General features: G+C 65.3%; 17 protein-coding genes and 1 tRNA gene. 11 read left to right on the forward strand and 7 right to left on the reverse strand.

Going from position 1 to position 21,531, the window contains the following annotated elements; translation table 11 throughout:
• The first annotated feature begins 10 nt into the window (after window positions 1–10).
• Window positions 11–85 (forward strand) — tRNA-Gln (locus CSQ85_RS06210).
• A gap of 211 nt (window positions 86–296) precedes the next feature.
• Window positions 297–1,667 (forward strand): metallophosphoesterase family protein, encoded by a 1,371-nt coding sequence (locus tag CSQ85_RS06215; RefSeq protein WP_150383333.1) that lies wholly within the window; start codon window positions 297–299, stop codon window positions 1,665–1,667.
• A gap of 189 nt (window positions 1,668–1,856) precedes the next feature.
• Here CSQ85_RS06215 and CSQ85_RS06220 read toward each other — a convergent pair whose 3' ends face one another.
• Window positions 1,857–2,681, reverse strand: coding sequence for an IclR family transcriptional regulator (locus CSQ85_RS06220; protein ID WP_223846875.1), 825 nt, complete (start codon window positions 2,679–2,681; stop codon window positions 1,857–1,859).
• A 260-nt stretch (window positions 2,682–2,941) separates the two neighbouring features.
• Between CSQ85_RS06220 and leuC the strand changes: the two genes are divergently transcribed.
• Window positions 2,942–4,345, forward strand: a complete 1,404-nt coding sequence (leuC, locus tag CSQ85_RS06225; RefSeq protein ID WP_150383334.1) for a 3-isopropylmalate dehydratase large subunit — start codon at window positions 2,942–2,944, stop codon at window positions 4,343–4,345.
• A 143-nt stretch (window positions 4,346–4,488) separates the two neighbouring features.
• The gene (leuD, locus tag CSQ85_RS06230; RefSeq protein ID WP_150383335.1) at window positions 4,489–5,181 is read left to right on the forward strand and encodes a 3-isopropylmalate dehydratase small subunit; all 693 of its coding nucleotides are present in this window, start codon (window positions 4,489–4,491) and stop codon (window positions 5,179–5,181) included.
• A 222-nt stretch (window positions 5,182–5,403) separates the two neighbouring features.
• Here leuD and CSQ85_RS06235 read toward each other — a convergent pair whose 3' ends face one another.
• Both CSQ85_RS06235 and CSQ85_RS06240 read right to left on the reverse strand, forming a co-directional pair.
• Window positions 5,404–7,248: a PH domain-containing protein gene (locus CSQ85_RS06235; RefSeq protein WP_223846880.1), complete on the reverse strand. Its 1,845-nt coding sequence runs from the start codon at window positions 7,246–7,248 to the stop codon at window positions 5,404–5,406.
• On the reverse strand, window positions 7,248–7,763 hold the full coding sequence (locus tag CSQ85_RS06240; RefSeq protein ID WP_150383337.1) for a PH domain-containing protein: 516 nt from the start codon (window positions 7,761–7,763) through the stop codon (window positions 7,248–7,250). Before CSQ85_RS06240 ends, CSQ85_RS06235 begins: the two co-directional genes overlap by 1 nt.
• Window positions 7,764–7,894: 131 nt before the next feature.
• Between CSQ85_RS06240 and CSQ85_RS06245 the strand changes: the two genes are divergently transcribed.
• Window positions 7,895–8,677 (forward strand): DUF805 domain-containing protein, encoded by a 783-nt coding sequence (locus tag CSQ85_RS06245; RefSeq protein ID WP_150383338.1) that lies wholly within the window; start codon window positions 7,895–7,897, stop codon window positions 8,675–8,677.
• Entirely contained in the window at window positions 8,668–10,026 is a 1,359-nt protein-coding gene (locus CSQ85_RS06250) for a sensor histidine kinase (RefSeq protein ID WP_150383339.1), read from the forward strand. The genes CSQ85_RS06245 and CSQ85_RS06250 overlap by 10 nt, the downstream gene beginning before the upstream one ends.
• Here CSQ85_RS06250 and CSQ85_RS06255 read toward each other — a convergent pair.
• Window positions 10,020–10,730 (reverse strand): response regulator transcription factor, encoded by a 711-nt coding sequence (locus CSQ85_RS06255; protein WP_190972922.1) that lies wholly within the window; start codon window positions 10,728–10,730, stop codon window positions 10,020–10,022. The two genes, CSQ85_RS06250 and CSQ85_RS06255, sit on opposite strands and share 7 nt — an antisense overlap.
• A gap of 224 nt (window positions 10,731–10,954) precedes the next feature.
• Between CSQ85_RS06255 and CSQ85_RS06260 the strand changes: the two genes are divergently transcribed.
• From CSQ85_RS06260 to CSQ85_RS06270, 3 genes are all read left to right on the forward strand, one after another.
• Window positions 10,955–12,079, forward strand: a complete 1,125-nt coding sequence (locus CSQ85_RS06260; protein ID WP_150383341.1) for a CPBP family intramembrane glutamic endopeptidase — start codon at window positions 10,955–10,957, stop codon at window positions 12,077–12,079.
• Window positions 12,080–12,324: 245 nt separating this feature from the next.
• The gene (locus CSQ85_RS06265; protein WP_263390568.1) at window positions 12,325–13,704 is read left to right on the forward strand and encodes a CPBP family intramembrane glutamic endopeptidase; all 1,380 of its coding nucleotides are present in this window, start codon (window positions 12,325–12,327) and stop codon (window positions 13,702–13,704) included.
• An 89-nt stretch (window positions 13,705–13,793) separates the two neighbouring features.
• Entirely contained in the window at window positions 13,794–14,927 is a 1,134-nt protein-coding gene (locus tag CSQ85_RS06270) for a beta/alpha barrel domain-containing protein (RefSeq protein WP_150383342.1), read from the forward strand.
• Window positions 14,928–15,210: 283 nt separating this feature from the next.
• Here the strand turns inward: CSQ85_RS06270 and CSQ85_RS06275 are convergent, their stop codons facing one another.
• Window positions 15,211–16,563, reverse strand: coding sequence for an NAD(P)/FAD-dependent oxidoreductase (locus CSQ85_RS06275; protein WP_150383343.1), 1,353 nt, complete (start codon window positions 16,561–16,563; stop codon window positions 15,211–15,213).
• Window positions 16,564–16,889: 326 nt separating this feature from the next.
• Between CSQ85_RS06275 and murA the strand changes: the two genes are divergently transcribed.
• A complete protein-coding gene (gene murA, locus CSQ85_RS06280) occupies window positions 16,890–18,215 on the forward strand; it encodes a UDP-N-acetylglucosamine 1-carboxyvinyltransferase (RefSeq protein WP_150383344.1) in 1,326 nt (441 codons plus the stop codon).
• 259 nt (window positions 18,216–18,474) lie between these two features.
• On the opposite strand, the gene CSQ85_RS06285 is transcribed toward murA, so the two are convergent.
• The gene (locus CSQ85_RS06285; RefSeq protein ID WP_150383345.1) at window positions 18,475–19,731 is read right to left on the reverse strand and encodes an MFS transporter; all 1,257 of its coding nucleotides are present in this window, start codon (window positions 19,729–19,731) and stop codon (window positions 18,475–18,477) included.
• A gap of 13 nt (window positions 19,732–19,744) precedes the next feature.
• Window positions 19,745–20,377: a TetR/AcrR family transcriptional regulator gene (locus CSQ85_RS06290; protein WP_150383346.1), complete on the reverse strand. Its 633-nt coding sequence runs from the start codon at window positions 20,375–20,377 to the stop codon at window positions 19,745–19,747.
• A 243-nt stretch (window positions 20,378–20,620) separates the two neighbouring features.
• On the opposite strand from CSQ85_RS06290, the gene CSQ85_RS06295 reads away from it, so the two are divergent.
• On the forward strand, window positions 20,621–21,520 hold the full coding sequence (locus CSQ85_RS06295; RefSeq protein ID WP_150383347.1) for a lysophospholipid acyltransferase family protein: 900 nt from the start codon (window positions 20,621–20,623) through the stop codon (window positions 21,518–21,520).
• The last annotated feature ends 11 nt before the right edge of the window (window positions 21,521–21,531 follow it).

Below are 21,531 nucleotides of genomic sequence, written 5' to 3' on the forward strand. Positions count from 1 at the left end.
CCTGCCAAATTGGGATGTGGTGTAATTGGCAACACAGCTGATTCTGGTTCAGCCATTCTTGGTTCGAGTCCAGGCATCCCAGCCAATGACCCTCGCGAATAGCGAGGGTTTTTGTTTTCGGTGTGAGTGTGCGGCGTGCGTGGTGCGACGTGCACGGTGTGAGTGCGCGGTGTGCGTGCGTGGCGCGCGCCGCGCGAGCTCGCGATGGGAATGCATCGTGATTCGTAGTTACGGTGCGATGTGAAATGCGTCGTTGGAAATATGCGGTTAGCCAAATCATCGCTACAGTGGGGGATATGACGGAAACACAGCGCGCGTCCGAAGGGATGTCTTCAAAGCCGAGGATCAGGCCGGCCGAGGCGGGGGAGACCCGTCCCCTGTCAATATCGGCGCGTCTTGGGCGCTTGCAGTTCCATACCTCCGGCAAGTTCCGCGTCCTGCAGGTCGCGGATATCCAGGCCGGCGCGAAGGTCGCGAAGGACACCATCCGCCTGATAGGGGCGAGTCTCGATGCGGTGCGACCGGACCTCGTCGTCTTCACCGGCAATCAGATCGCCGGATACGACCCGGCGTTCGCGCCGACGTTCCGCAAGCGCCGCTGGAGCCCCGCAAACGAGTTCGACGACGCCGACGCCGAGGCCGAGGCGAAGGCTCATACACGCGATCTCGTGCGAGGTGCGATCGGGCAGTTCCTGCAGCCGCTGATCGACCGCAAGGTGCCGTTCGCCGTCACGTACGGCAATCATGACTTCCAGTGCGGGCTCGACAACGCGGAACTCGACGCGATCTACCGCGGGTTCCCCGGCTGCGTGAACCCGACTCCCGGAGTCGAGGCCGACGTGTTGCCCGTGGACAGTCTGCTGCACGATCAGGTGGTGTATCCGCATGCGGTGGGCACGTTCGCGCTGCCGGTCGCGGACCCGGACAACAAGCGCACGGTGCTGGGACTGGTCATTCTCGATTCGGGCGATTACGTGCACGGCGGCGGGTTCTCCGGCCCGTCCGCGGACACGCTCGGTTTCCTGCGTGATGTCCCGCGCCTGATCGGGGCGAAATCGGGCGTCTTCCAGCATCTGCCGTTGCCCGAGTACTACGACTTGCTCAAGCCGGTCTCGTCGACCACGGCGTACGCGATGCAGGGATACCGTGATCACGCTTCGCGGTACTACGTGCTGGACGAGGAGAAGGTGCGTCCCGGCGGGTATCTAGGTGAGGGTATCAGCTGTCCGGACGAGTCGGACGAATTCGCGATCCTGTCCGGGCGCGATGCCGCTGATCAGGATGCGGGTGATCGCGAGGCGGGTGATGCCGCGCATGCGCCTTTGACGACTACGCCTATGTATATAGGAGTGGCGACCGGTCATGACCACCGCAACGGGTTCGTCGGCGAACTGGACGGCGTGCTGATGACCGCGACGCCGACCTGCGGATTCGACACTTACGGCCCCGCGCCGGCCAAGCGGGCGACGCGTCTCATCGAATTCGACATCCGCCACCCGTACGAGCCGCGCACGCAGCTGCTGGAGTTCGGCGAGCTCGTCGGCAAGCCGAGCTCCAAGAAGGCGTACACGTATGCGCTCAACGCCAAGCCGCCGCAGGAGGGGGAGGGTGATGATCTGCTGCGCAAGCCGTCGCTGTGGTCGCAGATCAAGGGGCTGTTTAGCTAGGCCTTCTCTGGTCTTGTCCCGGACTTTCTCTCCCCCAGTCAGCTTCGCTGACAGCCGACCCGCAATTAAGGACGCGCTGCGCGCGCGTTCTACTGGCTCGCCTGTCGGCTCGCACGTTGCCTACAAACAGCTCTGCTGTTTGCTTCACGGCAACGTCCTGACAGAGGGGGCCGAGAGCAAGGAATCGGCTCAGCGGCCGGTGGAGGCCTTGATCAGGGCCTCGGTGAGGTACTTGCCGGCGGCCATGACCAGCGGCGCGTAGCGGCGGCCGGGCGCGTTGCCCATACGGCCGGACGGGCCGGAGATGGAGATCGCGGCGATCACCTGGCCGGAGGCGTTGCGGATCGGCGCGGAGATCGAGCACACGCCCTCCTCGCGCTCGTTGACCGACTCGGACCAGCCGCGCTTGCGCACGGCGGCGAGCTTGGTCGCGTTGAACTTGGCGTGGCGCAGCCCTTGGTGCATGCGCTCGGAATCCTCCCAGGCGAGCAGGATCTGGGCGGCCGATCCGGCCTCCATCGAGAGCATCGCGCCGACCGGGATCGAATCGCGCAGGCCGGAGGCGCGCTCCACGGCGGCGATGCAGACACGCTGATCGCCCTGACGGCGGTAGATCTGCGCGGACTCGCCGGTGCGGTCGAGCAGGGTCTGCAGGATCGGGCCGGCCGCGGTGAGGAGGCGGTCCTCGCCGGCGGCGGCGGCCAGCTCGGCGAAGCGGGAGCCGAGCACGAAACGGCCGTGCTGGTCGCGCAGCACGAAGCGATGGCGCTCCAGCGCGATCGCGAGGCGGTGGGCGGTCGGGCGGGCGAGCCCGGTGGCGGCGACGAGCTGGCCGAGCGTGGAGGGGCCGGTCTCGAGGGCGTCGAGAATCTTTACGGTTTTGTCAAGTACGCCGACGCCGGAATGCACCTCGCCGTCGTTCTGCTCGGCGGTCTCCGAGGTCTGGTCTTCGGCGGGGATCTGTTCCGCGAGCGGCGTTTCGGCCACAGTGGGGTCTGCGCTTGTTGAAGTCATAATTGCCGTTTATACCATCTCACATAGTGAAATGCCAAATCGAAGAGGTGTCTCACGAGGTGAACCCGACGATGTGGGGGAAGACGGGGGGCGGTAATCGCGGTGAATCAAGGAAAACGCACACGGAAAATGTGAGTACATCCGTGTGTATCTCATAATCCGGCCGGGATGTGATCGCCCCCGGCTACGCCGCATAGGCTAATACCACGAACAAGGCGCAAAAGCAATACCTGGCGCCAAGAAAATTAGGAGGAATCCCCATGGGAACGACACTGGCCGAGAAGGTCTGGGCCGATCATCTGGTACGCAAGGGCAGCGATGGAGCGCCCGACCTGCTGTACATCGACCTGATGCTCATGCACGAGGTCACCAGCCCGCAGGCGTTCGAGGGACTTCGACTGGCGGGACGCAAGCCGCGCCACGTCGATCAGCTCATCGCGACCGAGGACCACAACACCCCGACGGTCGACATCGACCGTCCGAACCCGGACAAGACGAGCGCCCTGCAGCTGTCGACGCTCGAGAAGAACTGCAAGGAGTTCGGTGTGCGACTGCACCCGCTGGGCGACGCCGATCAGGGCATCGTCCACGCGTTCGCCCCGATCCTGGGCCTCACCCAGCCGGGCATGACCATCGTGTGCGGCGACTCGCACACCTCCACGCACGGCGCGTTCGGCGCGCTCGCGTTCGGCATCGGCACCTCCGAGGTCGAGCATGTGATGGCCACGCAGACCCTGTCTTTGAAGCCGTTCAAGACGATGGCGATCAACGTCAACGGCAAGCTGCCGTCCGACGCCACCGCCAAGGACATCATCCTCGCGATCATCGCGAAGATCGGCACCGGCGGCGGCCAGGGCTACGTCATCGAATACCGCGGCGAGGCGATCCGCGACCTGACGATGGACGAGCGCATGACCGTGTGCAACATGTCCATCGAGGCCGGCGCCCGCGCGGGCATGATCGCCCCGGACGAGACCACGTTCGAGTACCTGAAGGGCCGTCCGCACGCGCCGGAAGGTGAGATGTGGGACAAGGCGGTCGCGTACTGGAAGACGCTCAGGACCGACGACGACGCCGTGTTCGACAAGGTCGTGGACATCGACGCGACCAAGCTCGGGCCGTACGTGACGTGGGGCACCAACCCCGGTCAGGGCCTGCCGATCACCGCGAACGTGCCGGAACCGGACAAGATCGCCGACGCCACCAAGCGCGCCGCCGCCGAACGCGCGATCAACTACATGGGTCTGAAGCCCGGCATGCCGATCAAGGACATCGCCGTGGACACCGTGTTCATCGGATCGTGCACCAACGGCCGCATCGACGACCTGCGTCAGGCCGCCGCGATCATGAAGGGTCATCACAAGGCGAAGAACATCCATCGCGTGCTCGTCGTGCCCGCCTCGTCGCGTGTGCGCCTCGAGGCCGAACGTGAGGGGCTCGACAAGGTGTTCGAGGACTTCGGCGCCGAATGGCGCAACGCCGGCTGCTCGATGTGCCTCGGCATGAACCCGGACAAGCTGGTGCCGGGCGAGCGATCGATCTCCACGTCGAACCGCAACTTCGAGGGACGTCAGGGCAAGGGCTCGCGCACGCATCTGGCGTCGCCGGCCGTCGCCGCCGCGACCGCCATCCGCGGCACGATCTCGTCGCCGGCCGACCTGTGAACCCCGACAATCATCGATTTCGGTCGATTTCGGTCGATTTCGGCCGACTTCGGCTTCGCAAACTTCGCATCGGCCCCTCCTCGGTCATTCCGAGGAGAGGGCTCCCGGCAAGGCCGGGTGGGGGAGACCCCGAAAGGACAATCATGGAAAAACTCACCACTCTGACCGGCGTGGGCGTGCCGCTTCGCCGCTCCAACGTCGACACCGACCAGATCATCCCGGCCGTGTTCCTGAAGCGCGTCACCAAGACCGGTTTCGACGACGCGCTGTTCTACGCGTGGCGCCGTGACCCCGAGTTCGTGCTCAACAAACCCGAATACGCGGGCAAGGGCCAGATCCTCGTCGCCGGCCCCGAGTTCGGCATCGGCTCCTCCCGCGAGCACGCGGTGTGGGCGCTGCACGACTACGGTTTCCGTGTGGTCATCGCCCCGAGCTTCGCCGACATCTTCTACGGCAACACCGCCAAGAACGGCGTGCTCGCCGCGATCATGCCGCAGGAGAGCGTCGAACTGCTGTGGAAGCTCCTCGACGAGGAGCCCGGACGCGAGATGACCGTCTCGCTCGAGGATCGCACCGTGACCTGCGGCGACGTGACCCTGCCGTTCGAGGTGAACGACTACACGCGCTGGCGTCTGATGAACGGCTACGACGACATCGACCTGACGCTCCAGCACGAGGACGACATCGCCGCCTACGAGAAGATGCGCGCAGAGAGGTTCCCGTTCAAGCCCAAGACGATCCCCGCCAAGCACCTGCCCGAGCAGCCCATCGCCTCCGCCCGCGAGCCCAAGGAGGACAATTGGGCCGGCCCGTTGGCCGATCGCGGCATCATCTAGTTGCGATCAGGCGGTCGGGGGCCCAGTGGGCTCCCGGCAGGACCCGCGTCGAACCGTGCTCTCTGTCGTTCCGGCATTTCGGCGCAACAATTTCTCGAAATCACCCTTGATCTCCCGAAAAAGTTGCGCTGATAACGGCTCAGCGCAACAAATTCTGGAAGTCAGCCCATATCTCCCGAGATTGTTGCGCTCACTTGGAGTCAGCGCAACAAATTCGGGAGATCAGGGGTGATTTCGCGAGATTGTTGCGCCGACGGGCCGGGTGAGCCAGGCGTCGAGGGTTTCGGCGTCACTTCGGTGAAGGAATGTGAACCGTAGGGCGGAGATGCCGTTCATCACGAACAGCGGCATCTCCGCCTTTTCGATGCCGTGCGGCTCGCGCCACGGCGTCGTCGACCGGGTGATCGACTGGACGCGCGATCGACGGGTCGTCATCGCGAACGTGGTCAGTCCCTTGGCTCCCGTCACGAGGATGCGATGGGGCAACGGGGATGGCGTCGCGGCGGCGGGGTCGGAGGCGGCGGAATCAGATCTGGCCGAAGGACCTGAGACGCCGGTGGTCGTTTCGGTCGCCTCGGATCGGGAATCGGATGAATCGGACGAGTCGGACCGATCGGACAGGATCGCGTACCCCTCGGTGCGCGACTTCAGCGCGCGGCAGGCCGTCCAGTACGCGCCGATCGCCAGCGGCACGATGAACAGCCATCGGGACGGTGCTCCGCTTACCGTCACCATCACGCCGGTGCCCACCGCCACGGCCGCGACGAGGGCGACGGCGATCGGCGTCGTCACGTAGTAGCGCAGCAGATCGCGGCCGGTGTGATGGATGGGCTCCGCGGCGTCGCCAGGCTCGCGCGGGGCCCACTCGGGGAGCATCGCGGTGAGGACGCCGTACACGCGTGAGGTGCCGATCACCGGCAGGATGCGGGCCGCGGAGATGCCGCTTGCCTCGCCGTCGCTGCTCGGTGATGAGGAAAGCCCCAATCCCACCGAACACAGGCGGAACGGGCGACGCAGCAGCGACTGACGGACGACGATCGACTGGATGCGGGAGACCGGGATCGTCGTCGTGCTGCGCGTGAACAGGCCGCGCACGACGACCAGATCGTCGCCGCGACGCCACACCTCGAACCCATAGAACCGCAGCAGCGACGTGACGACGCTGACGGTCATCAGCACGATCATGCAGGCCAGCACCAGCATGATGATCGCGGTCACGCCCCGCGCCGCGTAGTCGCCGACCGACCGTTCGGCGGTGCGCACCCAGTCGCGCGGCAGCATATCCTGCAGATTCTGCACGAACCCGAACACGACGAACGCGGCCGCGATGAATCCCAGATCGGTGATCGCGAACAGCATGATGTCGCGCACCGACGCGCGGAAGACGGGGGCGTCGCTTTTCGGGCGCGCGTCGGATGATGGGGAGAGGGATGACGGAGGGACTGACGAAGTAGATGGGGCGGCCGCCGCAGTCAACGGTGAATCCGGTGTGGCTGCGGTTGATGTGGCCGGTGCAGTCGCTGTGGTCGCGACGTTGGTCGCGGCGCCCGTGCACGCCCGTGCGCGCAGCCGTTCCAATTCCAGCTGCAACGCCGTGGGGACCGCGTCGAGCGTGATGTCGGTGTCGCCCGCGCCCGCGGCCGACACGGTCAGCTGCACGATGCCGAACGGTTGCATGTACACCGGCGACGAGCTGCTGATCGCGTGGATGCTGCCGTATCCGATCGTCCGGTGCTTGCGGAAGAACAGCCCCGAGCGGAACTGCAGCGAATCCGTCCCCAGCCGATAGCGCGTCGACGCCCATCGGATGACCGGCTGTGCGAGCGTCAACGCCACGGCCGCCACGATCAGCGCCCACGTGCCCCATGACATGGATCGCCCCTGCATGAGCAGCCGGAACACCACCAGCAGCGAGACGACCGTGCTGATGATCCCGCGGATCGACTGGATCAGGGCGACGAGCAACCCCAGCGGGTGCAGCATCCGCCAGCCGTCGGCGTGTGCGCCGGAGGAATCGCCGGAGGAATCGCCGGAGGAATCGCCGGAACGTGCGCCCATCGTCTCCATCACAGGTCGTCCTTCGCGCTCGCCACGCGGTCGGTGATCAGCGCCACCACACGCTCGGCCTCGTCCGTGTCCAACGCCTCGATCTCCACCTCGTCGGAGGCCGTATGCACGACCACCGTGGTCAGATGGAAATGACGCAGCACCGGGTTCTGCTTCGTGTCCACATGCTGCACCCGGTTGTACGGCACGGCGGTCGACTTGCGCAGCAACCATCCCCTGCGCGTGCGCAGGTCGCGCCCGCCGATGCGGAAGCGGTAGAACGTGTACGCGTATTTCGTCTGCAACGGCTGCGTCAGCAGATCCAGCACGGCGTACGCGGCGAACAGGCCGACGATGAGCCGTTGCCAGAATCCCCACCAGCCGTTCGCGATGCAGACCGCGGCCACCACGCCGCATACCGCGATCGCGATCACGAAGCTGATCGTCTCGTTCACCAGCCATGCCGTCCGCGCGCGTTCGGGCAGCGCACGCCAGTTGTCGTCGCAGCCGTCGGAGCCTTCCCCAAGTTCGTTCATACGGCCCACTGTATCCGAGAATCGCGGAATGACCACGATACATGTACACAGATGTCGACCCGGCGCCGACCGACTGGACGCGCGGCGTCGGATGCGGTTGAGTGGAAGACATCGCGAGGAAAGGAACGCCGATGGACGATGGCAACAAGCCGATGGACGATGGCAGCAACCGATTCGCCGGGGACGGGCCGTTCACCCCGAACCCCCACACCCCGGTGCCGAACCTCCCGTACGCCCCGCTCGCGCCGAATGCGCCGAACGCCAAGCCGCCGCTCGACGCGCCGTGGTACGGCATCGGCTTCGGCAACGCGATCGTGCGGCTGTTCCGCAAGACGTTCATCTACAGCGGCCGCGCATCCCGCGGCGAATACTGGTGGAGCCAGCTGTTCATGCTGATCGCCTTGGTGGCGGTGGGACTCGTGGCGAACGTCGTGGCGTCGGCGTTCGGCGTGAGCGACCCCGCCGGTCCTGTCGGCTCCTTCTCCGAGGGTTTCGCGGACGGCGTGGCCGGCAAGGAGTCCGCGGGCACGCCATTGACGGACATCGTGACGTCCGCCATGGCCGTCGCCCAGCTGGTGCTCTTCCTGCCTGGCCTGTCGCTGTCCATCCGGCGGTTGCATGATGAGAATCTGCGTGGATGGTGGTTCCTGGCGCCTCTGGGGGTGATACTCGCCGGCATAATCGGCGGAGTCGGCCTCGTCATCGGCGCCGCATCGGACGGCGACGCCCTCAACGTGCCGGTGCTGGTCATAGCCCTGATGCTGGTCATCGGCGCGTACGTGCTGTCGGAGCTCATCTCCATCGTGATGATGATCCTGCCCAGCAACCCCAAGGGAGCGCGGTTCGACAAGCCGTCCTCGAGGGTCGGCGTCGTGCCGGCCGCGAGCGGAAGCGAGGCCCCGCGATGGCGGTGAGCGAACTGCGCGATATGGCGCGACGCGTCCTTGCATGGCTGCGCGCGCCGCATTTCCTGGAGAAGAACGCGATCGTCGGCGCGGTCCTGCTGGTGATCGAGATGATCCTGATCCCCCCTGCCAGCCCACCGGACATGCTGTGGGCGTTGGGATGGCTCGTCGTCGTCGCCGTGGTGCCGTTCCAGACCCGGCTGGTGTGCCTGATCGCCCCGGTGCTGCTGCTGGCCGTGCCGTTCCTGCCGGACGACTCGTGGTGGACGAGCGGCGGGACCGCCATCATCACCATCTTCCTGACGATCGGATACGCACTGTCCAACCGTGCGATGCTGGGGTTGCTGATCGCCTATTCGCTGGCGGACGCCGCCTTTTTCGTATTGTTCGACACCGCGTCGATCGGTGGCGGTGTGATCGACGGCATGGTCCGGGAGTTCGCCAGGATCGGAGCGGACGGCACGGTTTCCGCCATGTCGCAGACCATCCCGCCGCAGTACAGGATCATCGTGTTCGTCGGTGCGTTCGTGCTCGATCTGATGGTCCTCGGGTTCCTCGTCGTGTTCGGCGCCGCGTTCCGTCGCGCGTCCGCGGCGGGGGAGCGCGCGGCCCGCGTCGAACGCCTGCTCGACCGGGTCACGCGCGAGCAGGAGCTCGCCCATATGATCCACGATTCAGTGGCCAACGACATGTCCACCATCGCGATGCTCGCGTGGCGCGCGAAGGCGATGGACGACGACGGGGAAGTGCTCGACGCGATCTACGCCCGTTCACATCACGCGCTCGACCGCGTGCACGAGGTCATCGACGTGCTCAACGGCAAACGCGAGCTCGCCGATCTGGTGGAGGGGGCTGACGGTGCCGGGGGCGCCGGAGGGCCTGCGGCGCCGCCGATCGGCAACGATGCCGCCTTCGACACGCAACTCGAGAAATTCATCGAGGATCAGGGTCGGACGATGGCGATGCTGGGACTCGTCGGCGTCACAAGGTTCAACAGCGCGCCGGACGTCGCCGTGCCGAAACCCGTGCGGCGCGTGGTCATGGGATTGACCGAGGAGATCTACGCGAACATCGTGCGGCATTGCGCGATGGACGAGACGGACGCGAACACCAACGGCGCGCGGCGAGGCGACGAACCCGCGTACAGCCTGTTCGTGGAGATCACCGCGGAGCATATCCGCATCAGCGAGGTCAACGCGATCGCCGACGAATCGAAGACCCTGGTGCACGGGCGACGCCACGGCAGCGGGCTGGCGTTGCATCGCGCGGCGGTCGAATCGGTCGGCGGCACCCTCACCACCAGCGATCTCGACGACACCTGGATGATCAGCGCCGACATCCCACTCGGAACTCACTGACTCAGCCAGATCGCGATCGCGTGCGCGAGCGAGTTGGCGCCGAGCTTGTCGACCGCGCGATGGGCGTGCGTGCGGACCGTGGAGGCCGCGACGCCCCATTGCGCGGCGATCTGGTCGTAGGTGAGGCCGCGTGAGAGCAGATGCAACGTCTCGGCCTCCTTGGTGCCCAGTTTCGGACGATCATCGGCATCCGCGGCGTCTCCGGTGCGGCCGGCGGCGTCATTGGCGAGCAGCCGGTGCGCCTCGGACGCGGTGCGGAACGTGACCATCGACCGCATCGCCGGCGGCACATAGACGCCGCCCGAAGCCACCGCGCGCAACGCCTGCGCCAGTTGCGGCATGTCGGCCTTCGAGACGATGCCCTGCGCACCCGCCTCCGCGACGCGCGACGCATAGTCGGACACCGAGAACGCGGTGATGCCGAGCAGCGCCACGCGATCGGTGCGCATGCGGATCTTGCGGCACACGCTCACACCGGTCGCGTCGCCCAGCGACATGTCCACCAGCAACAGTTTCGGGCGGGTTTCGGGGTCCAACGCCTTGCGTACGGCCTCGTCGGCGGACTGGGCCTCCCAGGCCCAGCGGGTCGACGGCAGCAGCTGCGGCAGGATCCCCTTCAACGCGAGCAGCGCCATGCGGTCGTTGTCGACCACGGCCACCAGCGTCGGCACGGGTTGTGCGGACTGTCCCCTCTCAGCACTCATACGCGCCATTCTAGTGGTCGGTCTGTGCAGTTAGGGGGATTCTGGTCCTCTGACTACCCCTCAGTCCCGCTTCGCGGGCCAGCTCCCCCGACAAGGGGAGCCCAAAGGTGGGTTTTCGGGTGCGATGAGTGTTTTCGATAACCGTCTGTAGACGTGTGTGTACAAGGGTGGACGGGTGTGTACACCGCCGGAATCGCCCTGTTTCCAACGGATACCTTGGAATCATGAGCACTATCACCAATGAGCCGCAGCGGCCGGCACTTGAGCCGCTTCAGTCCCAGTCGGTACTCACCGCTCAGCCGCTGCAACCGCAGCAGCCTGTTTCCGTTTCCGTTTCCGTTTCCGCTTCCGAATCCCCCGAATCTCCCGAACAGCGCCAGTGGTGGCGCGGATGGCGACGCCGCGTCGTCACCCGCGCGATGGGGGTGACGCTCATTTACCAGATGATCCTGATCATCCTCGGTAATGCCGCTGTCGCCTTCCTCGCGTTCACGTCCTCCAGTCGTGACGAGTATTTCCGGGGGCAAGGTGTGGCAAGCCTCGCCGTGGTGCTCGTCGCCATCGGATTCCTGACGATCGTGCGCAGGCGCGACATCCTCACACGCGAGTTCTGGCTGGGAGGCGTGCACACCGACACCTACGGCGAACCGAACCAGTTGGGACACGTCAGTCAATACGGCGGCGCGCGCATGACCCCGAGGTGGGCCCTCGTATTCTTGGCCCTTGTGTTCGGCGTGCAGGGAGTGCAGATGGCCATCACCTGGGGACTGAGCCAGGTTGGCGTCGATCTCGTCTCGCCGGCGCTTGAGGGCATCAGTGAGGCGTCCGTCACCGTGAGCATGTGGCTGTACGCCGGTCTGATCGGACCGATCTACGAGGAGGTGCTGTTTCGCGGTGTGCTGATGAAGGAGCTGAAACCGCTGGGCAGGAACTTTGCGATCGTCACCTCCGCACTGGTATTCGCCCTGTTCCATCAGGATCTCGTGCAGAACACCTACGCATTCGTCATGGGCTTGGTGCTCGGCTTCATCGCGATGGAGTACTCGCTGATATGGGCGATCGCGCTCCATGTATTCAACAACGCGGTCCTCGTCGGACTGGACACGGGTATCGCGCATTACTTCGGCGAGGCCGGGAGCACGGCATTCATGTGGGCCACCATCGCGATCGGTTTGATCGGCCTGATCATCGTGTTTGCGAGGTATGGCAAGGGACTCGCGGAGTACCGCCGGGCCAACCGCAGCGTGAAGGGTACCTACTCCGGCTGGGCCTCGTGGACGTTCATCGTGTTCGTCGCGATCACTCTCGCATCCGCCATCTTCTCCTACGTCAGCGCGGTGATGGCCTGAGAGGTGATGATCTGACACCGATATGACATTCCGATACTCCGGTCCGTTTTCAGGAAAGCGCCGTCAGTGGATTTTCGCCACTGGCGGCGCTTTTGATGCGTGGAAAGGCCGGGAGATGCGTGACGATTTCGGCGCAGTTCATGACCGACAAGCTGGGCCAAGGCAGGTAATCATCTGTGCACTAGGGTCGACGCTTGTGTACAACTGTCATGCGTTCCACAGTCTGAGCGATTAGCGTATGAATCATGAACACAAACCATGAGCCGCAGCGGCCGGTGGCACCGTCGCAATCACAGCCGCAATCACCCCAGCCGCAAACCCCGCAGGTTCCGCAGGGGTATCCGCCGTATCAGGTTCCTCCGAGCTACCCGTCCCAGCCGGGTTATCCGACGGCGAACTACCACACTCAGCAGCCGGCGGGGCAGCCGGCGCAGACGTACTATCAGCCACAGCCGGCGTCGCGGCCGTATTATCCGCCGCAGCCGGCGCAGTTCGTCCCCGCTCCGGCACCCGCGCCCATGCCTGCCCCCATGCCTAATCAGCCGATTCCGCCGGTCCAGTCAGTTCCGCTGGTCCGGCCGGTGCCGCAGGTCCTGCCGGAGGATCCACGCAAGGTGCTCCGCAGGCGGCAGCGCAGGATGATCACCCGACCGGTCGGCCTGACGCTGGCGTATGAGGTGGTGATGGACATCGGCGCGATCATGACCGCGCTGACCGTCATCATCGTGACGATGGCGGGCCGCTCCGACGGCACGCTCAGCGAGTCGTTCTTCTCCGATGCCACGGCCAATTATTACATCGGCATTACGATGCTGGTCGCGGTGACGTGCGCGATCGTGTTCCTGCTGCTCATGCGCCGCAAGGACATCCTCACCCGCGAGTTCTGGCTCGGCGGGCCGCACAGGGACAACTACGGCGAGCCATGGCAGATCGGGCGCGTCAGTCGGTACGGTGGCGCGCGCATGAAACCGTTGTGGCTCTTGGTGTTCCTCACCCTGTGCCTCGGCATTCAGGGCGTGGTCACCCTGATACAGCTTGGCTTCTCCGTCATCGGTATGTCCCTGCCATCGCCCACGTCGGAAGGCATCGACCAGTCGGCCGTCACCGTGAGCATGTGGCTGTACATCGGCCTGATCGGCCCGATCTGCGAGGAGGTGATGTTCCGCGGCGTCCTGATGAAGGAACTGAAGCCGTTCGGACGCAACTTCGCGATCGTCACCTCGGCGCTCCTCTTCGGTCTCTTTCACGGCGACGTGGTGCAGGGCGCGTTCGCCTTCCTGATGGGCCTGCTGCTTGGTTTCGTCGCGATGGAGTACTCGCTGGTGTGGTCGATCGCGATACACATCTTCAACAACGCGATCCTGAGCGGCGTGGTCGACGGCCTCGCCTCGCACTATCTGAATGACAACGGGTATCTGGTGTACTCGCTCATCCTGAGTCTGATCGGGGTCATCGGCACGATCCTCGCGTTCGTCGTCTACGGCAGGGGATTGAAGACCTACGTGCGCGCCAACCGCAGCGCGCCCGGCACATACCTCGGCTGGACGTCGTGGGCGTTCATCGTGTTCGTCGCCGGCAACGCTCTGACGGCCATCGTCTCCTTCGTCGGCGCGCTGATGGGCTGACGTTGCGCTGTCAGCGGTTTGGCTCGTCCCTTGCCCTATGCTGGAACGTATAGCGGCACAACTGAAGCGTCCGGCGCCAAGGAGGAGATATGAGCGAGCAGTTCGAACCGTTTTACGACGTCAATCGCACGTATGAGGACAACTACGAACAGGGGCCGTTCGGGCTGTTCGCCGAGGCGCTGAAGGGGGAGCTGGGCGAGACGGCCAAGTCCAGCGCATCCGCCGAGGCCGCCGAACCGGCCCAGCCCGCCGACTCGTTCCTCGGCGTGCCGGTGAACCTCGCGTTCGGCATCCCCGCGGGGCCGCTGCTCAACAGCCGGTACACGACGGCCGCGTTCCGCATGGGCTTCGACCTCGCGACGTACAAGACCGTGCGCTCGCGGGCGTGGGGCTGCAACCCGTTCCCGAACGTGCTGGCCGTGCATCCGAAGTCGGCCGACGGCTCACTGACCCCCGGCAGTGACGAACTCGACGAGGGCGTGCTCGCCGACACGAACTACGAGCTGCCGATCTCGATCTCCAACAGCTTCGGCGTGCCCTCGCAGGACCCGGACCGCTGGCAGCCGGACATGTTCCGCGCGATCGAGGCGGCCGGCCCCGGCCAGCTGCTCGTGCCGAGCTTCCAGGGATCGCGCGTCGAAGGCATGAGCGAGGCCGACTACATCGCCGATCACGCCACCACCGCGCGACTGGTCAAGGAGACCGGCGCGAAGGTCATGGTCATGAACACCAGCTGCCCGAACGAGGGGCACAACCGCCTGCTGTGCCATAACCCGCAGCTGGTCGGACGCATCACCGAGGCGGTGAAGAACGAGATCGGCGACACCCCGCTCATGGTCAAGCTCGCGTACTTCCCCGACGACTCCTCGCTCGAACTGATGATCCGTTCCACCGTGGAACGCGGCACCGTGCAGGGCTTCAGCACGATCAACACGATCTCCGCGAAGCTCGTCGACGCGGCAGGCCGTCAGGCGCTGCCCGGCGCCGGGCGTGACCGTTCCGGCGTGTGCGGCAACGCGATCCGCGGCGCCGGCCTCGACATGGTCCGCCGTCTCGCCGCCCTGCGCGAGAAGCTCGACCTCGACTTCGCGATCAACGGCGTCGGCGGCGTGATCACCCCGGCCGACTACCGGGCGTACAAGAGCGCCGGCGCGGACAGTGTGATGTCCGCCACCGGCGCGATGTGGGACGCGGAGCTCGCCCGCGAGATCAAAGCGGAGTGAGACGGGATCGGCCGTAGGCCGATGCTGCGTTGCTCGCAGCCCGGAAGGCTGCTCGCCTTCTCTCCCCCAGTCAGCCTGCGGCTGCCAGCCCGTCCTGCAATTGTGGACGCGCTGCGCGCGCAGATGGCTAGCTCGCCTGTCGGCTCGCACGTTGCCTACAAACAGCTCTGCTGTTTGCTTTACGGCAACGTCCCGTCAGAGGGGGCCAACTGGAAAACTCACCCGCGATTGCATGGAGTTTGTCAGCCTCCTCGTCAGAGGGGGCCACCCCACGGCAACCTATTTATTCCGCCGCTTCGGCGGCGGCCTTCATGGCTACGGCGCCGACGTAGTAAACCGGCTTGTCGAAGTTCGGCTGGAACAGGAAGTCGACGTTCGCGAGCTGGTCGATGGTGAACTTCGCCTGGATCGCCATCGAGATGACGTTCGCGGCGCCGGAGATGTCGGCCTTCGAACAGAACTGGCCGCCCTTGACCTCGCGCGTGACCGGATCCCACGTGAGGATCGACGTGACCGGCGTGGTGGTGAGCATGAAGTCGGGGCGGTAGTCCTCGGTCAGCTCGGTCTCGTGGACCGTCAGTCCGCGGCGCTCCGCGCCCGCCTTCGTGAGTCCCGACGCGGCGAGCGACAGGTCGTACAGCTGCACGGCGGAGGTCGCCTGCGTGCCGAGGTACTTGACGGTTGGCTTGTCGATGTTGCGGCCGACCAGCAGGCCCTGACGCACCGCGTTCGTGGCCAGCGGGATGTAGTCGTGCTTGCCGGTCGGGTTGTAGAAGACGGTCGCCGAGTCGCCGCACGCGTACACGTCCGGCGCGGAGGCGCGCATGTACTCGTCGATGACGATCGCGCCGTTCGCCAGCATGTCGACCTGGCCCTTGACGAGGTCCGTGTTCGGCAGGAATCCGACCGCGAGGATCGCCATTTCGGCCGTGTACTCGCCTTTCTCGGTGACGACGGTGACGGTGTCATCGTCGTTGTCGCGGAAGGCGGTCACCTTCTGGCCGAGCGCGAGCGTGACGCCGTGCTCCTCGAACGCGGCCGCCACCTGATCGGTGATCTGCTTGTCGAAGTTGTTCGCCAGCGGGCGGTCGAGCCCGTCGACCAGCGTGGTCTTGACGCCGGTGAGGCTGAACTGCTCGGCGATCTCGGCGCCGATGTAGCCCGAGCCGATCACGACCGCGGACTTGGCCTCCTTGGCCTTGGCCTTGATCGCGATCGCGTGATCCCAGTTCTTGCACAGCAGGACGTGCGGGCTGTCGATGCCCGGAATCGGCGGGATCACCGGGCGCGAGCCGGTGGTGACGACCAGCTTGTCGAAGTGGAGGGTCTCGGGCTCGGCGTCCGGATCGTCGACCGGACGGTAGTCGAGCGTCTTGCCGGCGACGTCGATCGACGTGACGTCGGTGCGCATATGCATGGTCGCACCGGCCTGCGCGAGCGCCTCGGGGGAGGAATAGAACATCTTCTTCGGATCGGACACATGGTCGCCCACCCACAGCGCGATGCCGCAAGACAGGAACGACAGGGTGCCGTTGCGTTCGAAGACGTGGACGGTCCAATCGGGATGCTCGGCGAGGATCGACGTGGCGGCGAAGGTGCCGGCGTGCGTGCATCCGACGATGGCGACTGTGGTCATGTAAAGCTCCTTTGCGGGTTATGTCGGGAACGCCCGGAGTCGGTCATTGCCTCCTGTGAGCGTTCACCAGCCGTTCACCACGATAGCAAAACCGCGATCGGGCGGTGTGCCGGGCGCGCTTGACGGCGTGATAATGTGACGCGGGTCACATTGTGTGTGTGGGTGGTGTGGTGAGGTCCGGGATCAATCAGGCCGAATCGGGCGGTTTCGCTGCGAACGTAGCCGGGTCGTTCTTTCACGACGTTCGCACATGGCGTATGGCACACTGAGTGATAGTGTTTCGGCGGTCAGGAAGAACGGTCGGAAAGAAGACGAAAGAGGTAGTCGTGGGCGAAAACGAGAACGATGTGCTGCATGTCGAGGGCGGCAAGCCCCTCAATGGCACGATCAAGGTGCGTGGCGCGAAGAACTTCGTGAGCAAGGCGATGGTCGCCGCGCTGCTCGCGCCGGGCAAGTCCGTCCTGCGAAACGTCCCCGAGATCCGTGACGTGCATGTGGTCTCCGACCTGCTGCGCCTGCACGGCGTCGATGTGGATGTGGACGGCGCGAACGGCGTCGTCACCATCGACGCATCCCATGTGCAGCTGGCCGACGTGGCCGACGTGGACACGCTCTCTGGCTCCTCGCGCATCCCGATCCTGTTCTCCGGCCCGCTGGTCCACCGCCTCGGCGAGGCGTTCATCCCCGCGCTCGGCGGATGCAACATCGGCGGACGCCCGATCGACTTCCATTTGGAGACCCTGCGCAAGCTCGGCGCCAACGTCGACAAGGAGCACAAGGACGGCATCCACATCACCGCGCCGAACGGCCTGAAGGGCGCGAAGATTCACCTGCCGTACCCGTCCGTCGGCGCCACCGAGCAGACGCTGCTCGCCGCCGTGCTCGCCGAGGGCAAGACCGAGCTGTCCGGCGCGGCCATCGAGCCGGAGATCATGGATCTGGTCGCCGTGTTGCAGAAGATGGGTGCGATCATCTCCGTGGACGTGGACCGCACCTTCCGCATCGAGGGCGTCAAGGAGCTCAAGGGCTACACGCACACCTCCCTCACCGACCGCATCGAGGCCGCATCCTGGGCGTCCGCGGCGCTCGCCACGCATGGCGACATCTTCGTCAAGGGCGCCACCCAGCCGGAGATGATGACGTTCCTCAACGTGTTCCGCAAGGTCGGCGGCGAGTTCGACGTCACCGACAAGGGCATCCGATTCTGGCATCCGGGCAGGGACCTGCACCCGGTCGCCATCGAGACCGACGTGCACCCCGGCTTCATGACCGATTGGCAGCAGCCGCTGGTCGTCGCCCTGACGCAGGCGAACGGCCTGTCGATCGTGCACGAGACCGTCTACGAGAACCGTTTCGGCTTCACCAAGCCGCTCGTGCAGATGGGCGCCACGATCCAGCTGTACCGCGAATGCCTCGGCTCCCTGCCGTGCCGCTTCCAGCAGCGCAACTACAAGCATTCGGCCGTGATCTTCGGACCCACCCCGCTGACCGGCCGCGACATCGACGTGCCGGATCTGCGCGGCGGATTCTCGCACCTCATCGCGGCGCTGGCTGCCAAGGGCCCGTCCAACGTGCAGGGCATCTCGCTCATCGACCGCGGCTACGCCGACTTCCGCGGCAAGCTACACCAGCTCGGCGCCGACATCGACTGACCAGAGGCTGCTGGCAGTCGCAGGGCTTCGATGGCAGGCCCTGCAACTGGCCAGCATGAATTCTTAGGCAGATTTTTCACTTCTTAGGCAGGTCCCGACTTAATCAGGTCGGGACCTGCCTTGTATTTCAGGAGATTCTCGAGGCTACGCCGTCGGGGACCTGCCTAAGAAACGTGAAAACTGCCTAAGAAAATGAGCCGTCGGCGACAGGGTGGTGCTGGTCGATGCACAGCCGGACGGCGTTGGAGCCGATGAGCCGTCATTTGTCGAAACTGCGGGCGAGCGGCACCATCGCCACGGTGAGCGCGGCCAACGCAGCGGCGCTGGCGAACAGCACCACGGCGACGGGGAACCGGTCGTAGGCCCAGCCGTACACCATCTGGCCGAGCGGCTGGGCGCACATGCACAGCGCGGAGAACATCGACATGACCTTGCCGGTCATCGTCTCCGGTGTGCTCAATTGGATCGTCGGGATCGTGATGAGGTTCGCGAAGCAGCTGGCGACCATCGTGCCGCAGGTGAACGCCACCAGCACGACGAGCTTCACCCACGGGGCGACTGGCAGCAGGAACGCGAGGCCCTGCGGGGCGAGCAGCAGCACGAACACGGCCAGCGCCATCGGCATGTGCCGCATCGTGAGCTTCGTCGCGAACAATCCGACGATGAACGCGCCCGCCACGCCGGCCACGCCCACCAGCCCGTCGGCCACGCCGTAGACGGTCGCGTCGAACCCGAGCACCGTGCGGATCGTATACGGGAATCCAACGGCGGAATACCCGATCACGACGAAGTTCAACCCGGCGGCGAACAACGCCAGCCGGAACACGTTCGGGCGATCATGGGTGAGGAATCGGATGCCGGCCTTCAGGTCCTCGAGCGGCGTCGGCAGCTCCTCGTCGCCCCGATCGGGCGCGCCGAGCCGGATGAAACATTCGAGTAGGGCGGCAGCCGCGAAGCACGCGACGGTGATCGCCATCATCAGGTGGATGCCGAACATCGCGTACAGGACGCCGCCGAGGAAGCTCGGCAGCAGGGAGCCGAGCTGTTGCGTCTGATTGACGACCGCCATTGCCTGCCGCATCACGCCCGAGCCGTACCTGCGGTACATCTGGGGGAGCGCGGCCTGCACGGTCGGCGTCTCGAACGCGCCGAGCACGGCGAGGGCCACCTGCATCGCCGCGATCGCGATCATGTTGAAGCCGATCGCGGCGAAGAGCAGTGCGCACGCCAGCACCAGCGCGCCGGAGAGCGCGTCGAGCGCGACCATGATCGTGCGGCGGTTCATGCGATCGGCGAGCACGCCGCCGAACGGCGACAGGAGAATCGTCGGGACGATCGACACCGCGAGGATCGACGCGAAGACCGTTGCGGAACCGGTCTCGTCGAGCACCCACATCGACATCGCGAACCGGAGCATGAGATTGCCGAACAGGGAGATGCCCTGACCGGCGACCAGCAGGATGAAATCGCGTGAGATAAGCGGGGAGTGTGAATGGGGGTGGGTATTCGGGTTCATGAGGGGCGTCCGATCAGATCAGTGCGGCGTATCCGCGGGAGACGGTTTCGATGAGATCCTTGTCGAGGATCGGTACGCCCAACCCGGTGCACACCGCGGCCAGAGCCTCGACGCGATGATGCATTTCGTCGGCCGTCGCCGGGTAGAACGTGGGGGCGAGCCAGTAGTTGGTCAGCAGGGCGAGCAGTTCCGCCGCCTCGCGTGGGTATGCGGTGTCGATCGAGCCGTCGGCGACGCCTTCGCGGATCATCGCCTCGAACATATCGGCGACTTGGGTGCGCCAGACCTTGAGATTGGCGGCCAGGAGCTTCGGATCGTGCATCGCGGGATAGGCCATGTTCATCAGCCGCATATGCTCGTTGTCGGCCGCGGAACGGCGGAAGGCCTCACGCAGCTTGTCCAATCCGGTGAGTCCCGTGTCGTTGATCGCCATGGGGTCGTGGCGGGATTGGTCCTCCTCGCCAAGCGCGTCGAGGATCGCCTCCTTCGACTTGAAGTGGTAGTAGACCGCGCCTTTCGACAGGTCGCCGAGGCTGTCGACGATGTCCTGCATCGTGGTGCCGTCATACCCCTTGGTGAGGAATAGCCGCTTCGCGACGTCGAGGATGCGTGCGCGGGTGCGTTCCGGGTGCTTGTTGCGTGCCATGCGTGCCTCCTTGACCGCCCATTATACATACCGACGGTTGGTATGTATAATGGGCGCTTTACAGCGAATCGTTCTCAATAGGGAACGTGTGAGCCAAACGCACGCTTCCGCACAATCGCACATCGGGCCAAAACCGTGGAATCGCGCGGAAAATGGAGTGTTGATGTGCGATTGATGGGTCGTCAATCCTCACACTTTTGTTATTGAGAACGAGTCGCTGTAACGGGCTGTAGAATAAGGCGCATGGCATCCAAAGGAAAACCGTCGCCGCGCTCCGCGGTCACACCCTTAAGCAATGCGAGGGTCGCCGAGCTCGCCGAGCGGCATCATCTCGTCGATCCGATGCACGACTTCCCGACCGGGCCCGACCGCAAGGCCAACGTCGCCGAGATCAACGCGCAGAACCCGAAGGCGACCAAGCGACTGCTCGCCGGCGTCGACGTGGTCTTCCGCGCCAGCTGCAAAACGCGCGCATGGGGGCTCGAGCGCGTGCCCGAGGACGGCCCGTTCATCACCGCGGCATCGCACGTGACGATGTTCGACGTATTCGTGCCGATGGCGAGCCTGTTCCACATGGGACGCCGCCCGCGCTACATGGCCAAAGCCGAGATGGCCAAATGGCCCCTGATCGGCAAGTGGTTCCAGCTGGTCGGCATGCAGCCGGTCCAGCGCCACTCCGGCAAGGCCAAGCAGATCGAGGAGACGTCGATCGACATCCTCACCTCCGGCCGCCCCCTGACCGTCTGGCCCGAAGGCACGGTCACGCGCGACCCGAAGAAATGGGTGATGAGCACCAAGGAAGGCGCCGCGTTCATCGCGCTCGAAGCCTCCCGCAGGCTTGGACATCAGGTGCCGCTGTTCTGCGCGGCGACCTGGGGTGCGGCGTCGATCAACCACTGGTGGCCGTGGCCGCGCAAGAACGTCGTCATGTACTACGGTCCGCAGCTCGACTACTCCGACCTGCTCTCCGATGCGGACGAGTGGGGCGGCGAGCCGCCGACCGAGGCGGTGGACGCGCTCAACTGGCGCATCTTCCGCCAGCTCAACAGGCAGCTCGAGGAGATCCGCGGCGAACGCTTCCCCGAAGATGGCTACTGGGACTACCGCACGATGAGCCGCAAGCCGCTGCCGGCGGAGAAATAGGGCGTAAGAAG

It is taken from the genome of Bifidobacterium rousetti (assembly GCF_008698235.1).
GTDB lineage: Bacteria > Actinomycetota > Actinomycetes > Actinomycetales > Bifidobacteriaceae > Bifidobacterium > Bifidobacterium rousetti.

Coding starts and splice junctions, on each gene's coding strand:
- CSQ85_RS06215 (WP_150383333.1), top strand. CDS start 297: ATGACGGAAACACAGCGCGCGTCCGAAGGGATGTCTTCAAAGCCGAGG.
- CSQ85_RS06220 (WP_223846875.1), bottom strand. CDS start 2,681: ATGACTTCAACAAGCGCAGACCCCACTGTGGCCGAAACGCCGCTCGCG.
- leuC (WP_150383334.1), top strand. CDS start 2,942: ATGGGAACGACACTGGCCGAGAAGGTCTGGGCCGATCATCTGGTACGC.
- leuD (WP_150383335.1), top strand. CDS start 4,489: ATGGAAAAACTCACCACTCTGACCGGCGTGGGCGTGCCGCTTCGCCGC.
- CSQ85_RS06235 (WP_223846880.1), bottom strand. CDS start 7,248: ATGGAGACGATGGGCGCACGTTCCGGCGATTCCTCCGGCGATTCCTCC.
- CSQ85_RS06240 (WP_150383337.1), bottom strand. CDS start 7,763: ATGAACGAACTTGGGGAAGGCTCCGACGGCTGCGACGACAACTGGCGT.
- CSQ85_RS06245 (WP_150383338.1), top strand. CDS start 7,895: ATGGACGATGGCAACAAGCCGATGGACGATGGCAGCAACCGATTCGCC.
- CSQ85_RS06250 (WP_150383339.1), top strand. CDS start 8,668: ATGGCGGTGAGCGAACTGCGCGATATGGCGCGACGCGTCCTTGCATGG.
- CSQ85_RS06255 (WP_190972922.1), bottom strand. CDS start 10,730: ATGAGTGCTGAGAGGGGACAGTCCGCACAACCCGTGCCGACGCTGGTG.
- CSQ85_RS06260 (WP_150383341.1), top strand. CDS start 10,955: ATGAGCACTATCACCAATGAGCCGCAGCGGCCGGCACTTGAGCCGCTT.
- CSQ85_RS06265 (WP_263390568.1), top strand. CDS start 12,325: ATGAACACAAACCATGAGCCGCAGCGGCCGGTGGCACCGTCGCAATCA.
- CSQ85_RS06270 (WP_150383342.1), top strand. CDS start 13,794: ATGAGCGAGCAGTTCGAACCGTTTTACGACGTCAATCGCACGTATGAG.
- CSQ85_RS06275 (WP_150383343.1), bottom strand. CDS start 16,563: ATGACCACAGTCGCCATCGTCGGATGCACGCACGCCGGCACCTTCGCC.
- CSQ85_RS06285 (WP_150383345.1), bottom strand. CDS start 19,731: ATGAACCCGAATACCCACCCCCATTCACACTCCCCGCTTATCTCACGC.
- CSQ85_RS06290 (WP_150383346.1), bottom strand. CDS start 20,377: ATGGCACGCAACAAGCACCCGGAACGCACCCGCGCACGCATCCTCGAC.
- CSQ85_RS06295 (WP_150383347.1), top strand. CDS start 20,621: ATGGCATCCAAAGGAAAACCGTCGCCGCGCTCCGCGGTCACACCCTTA.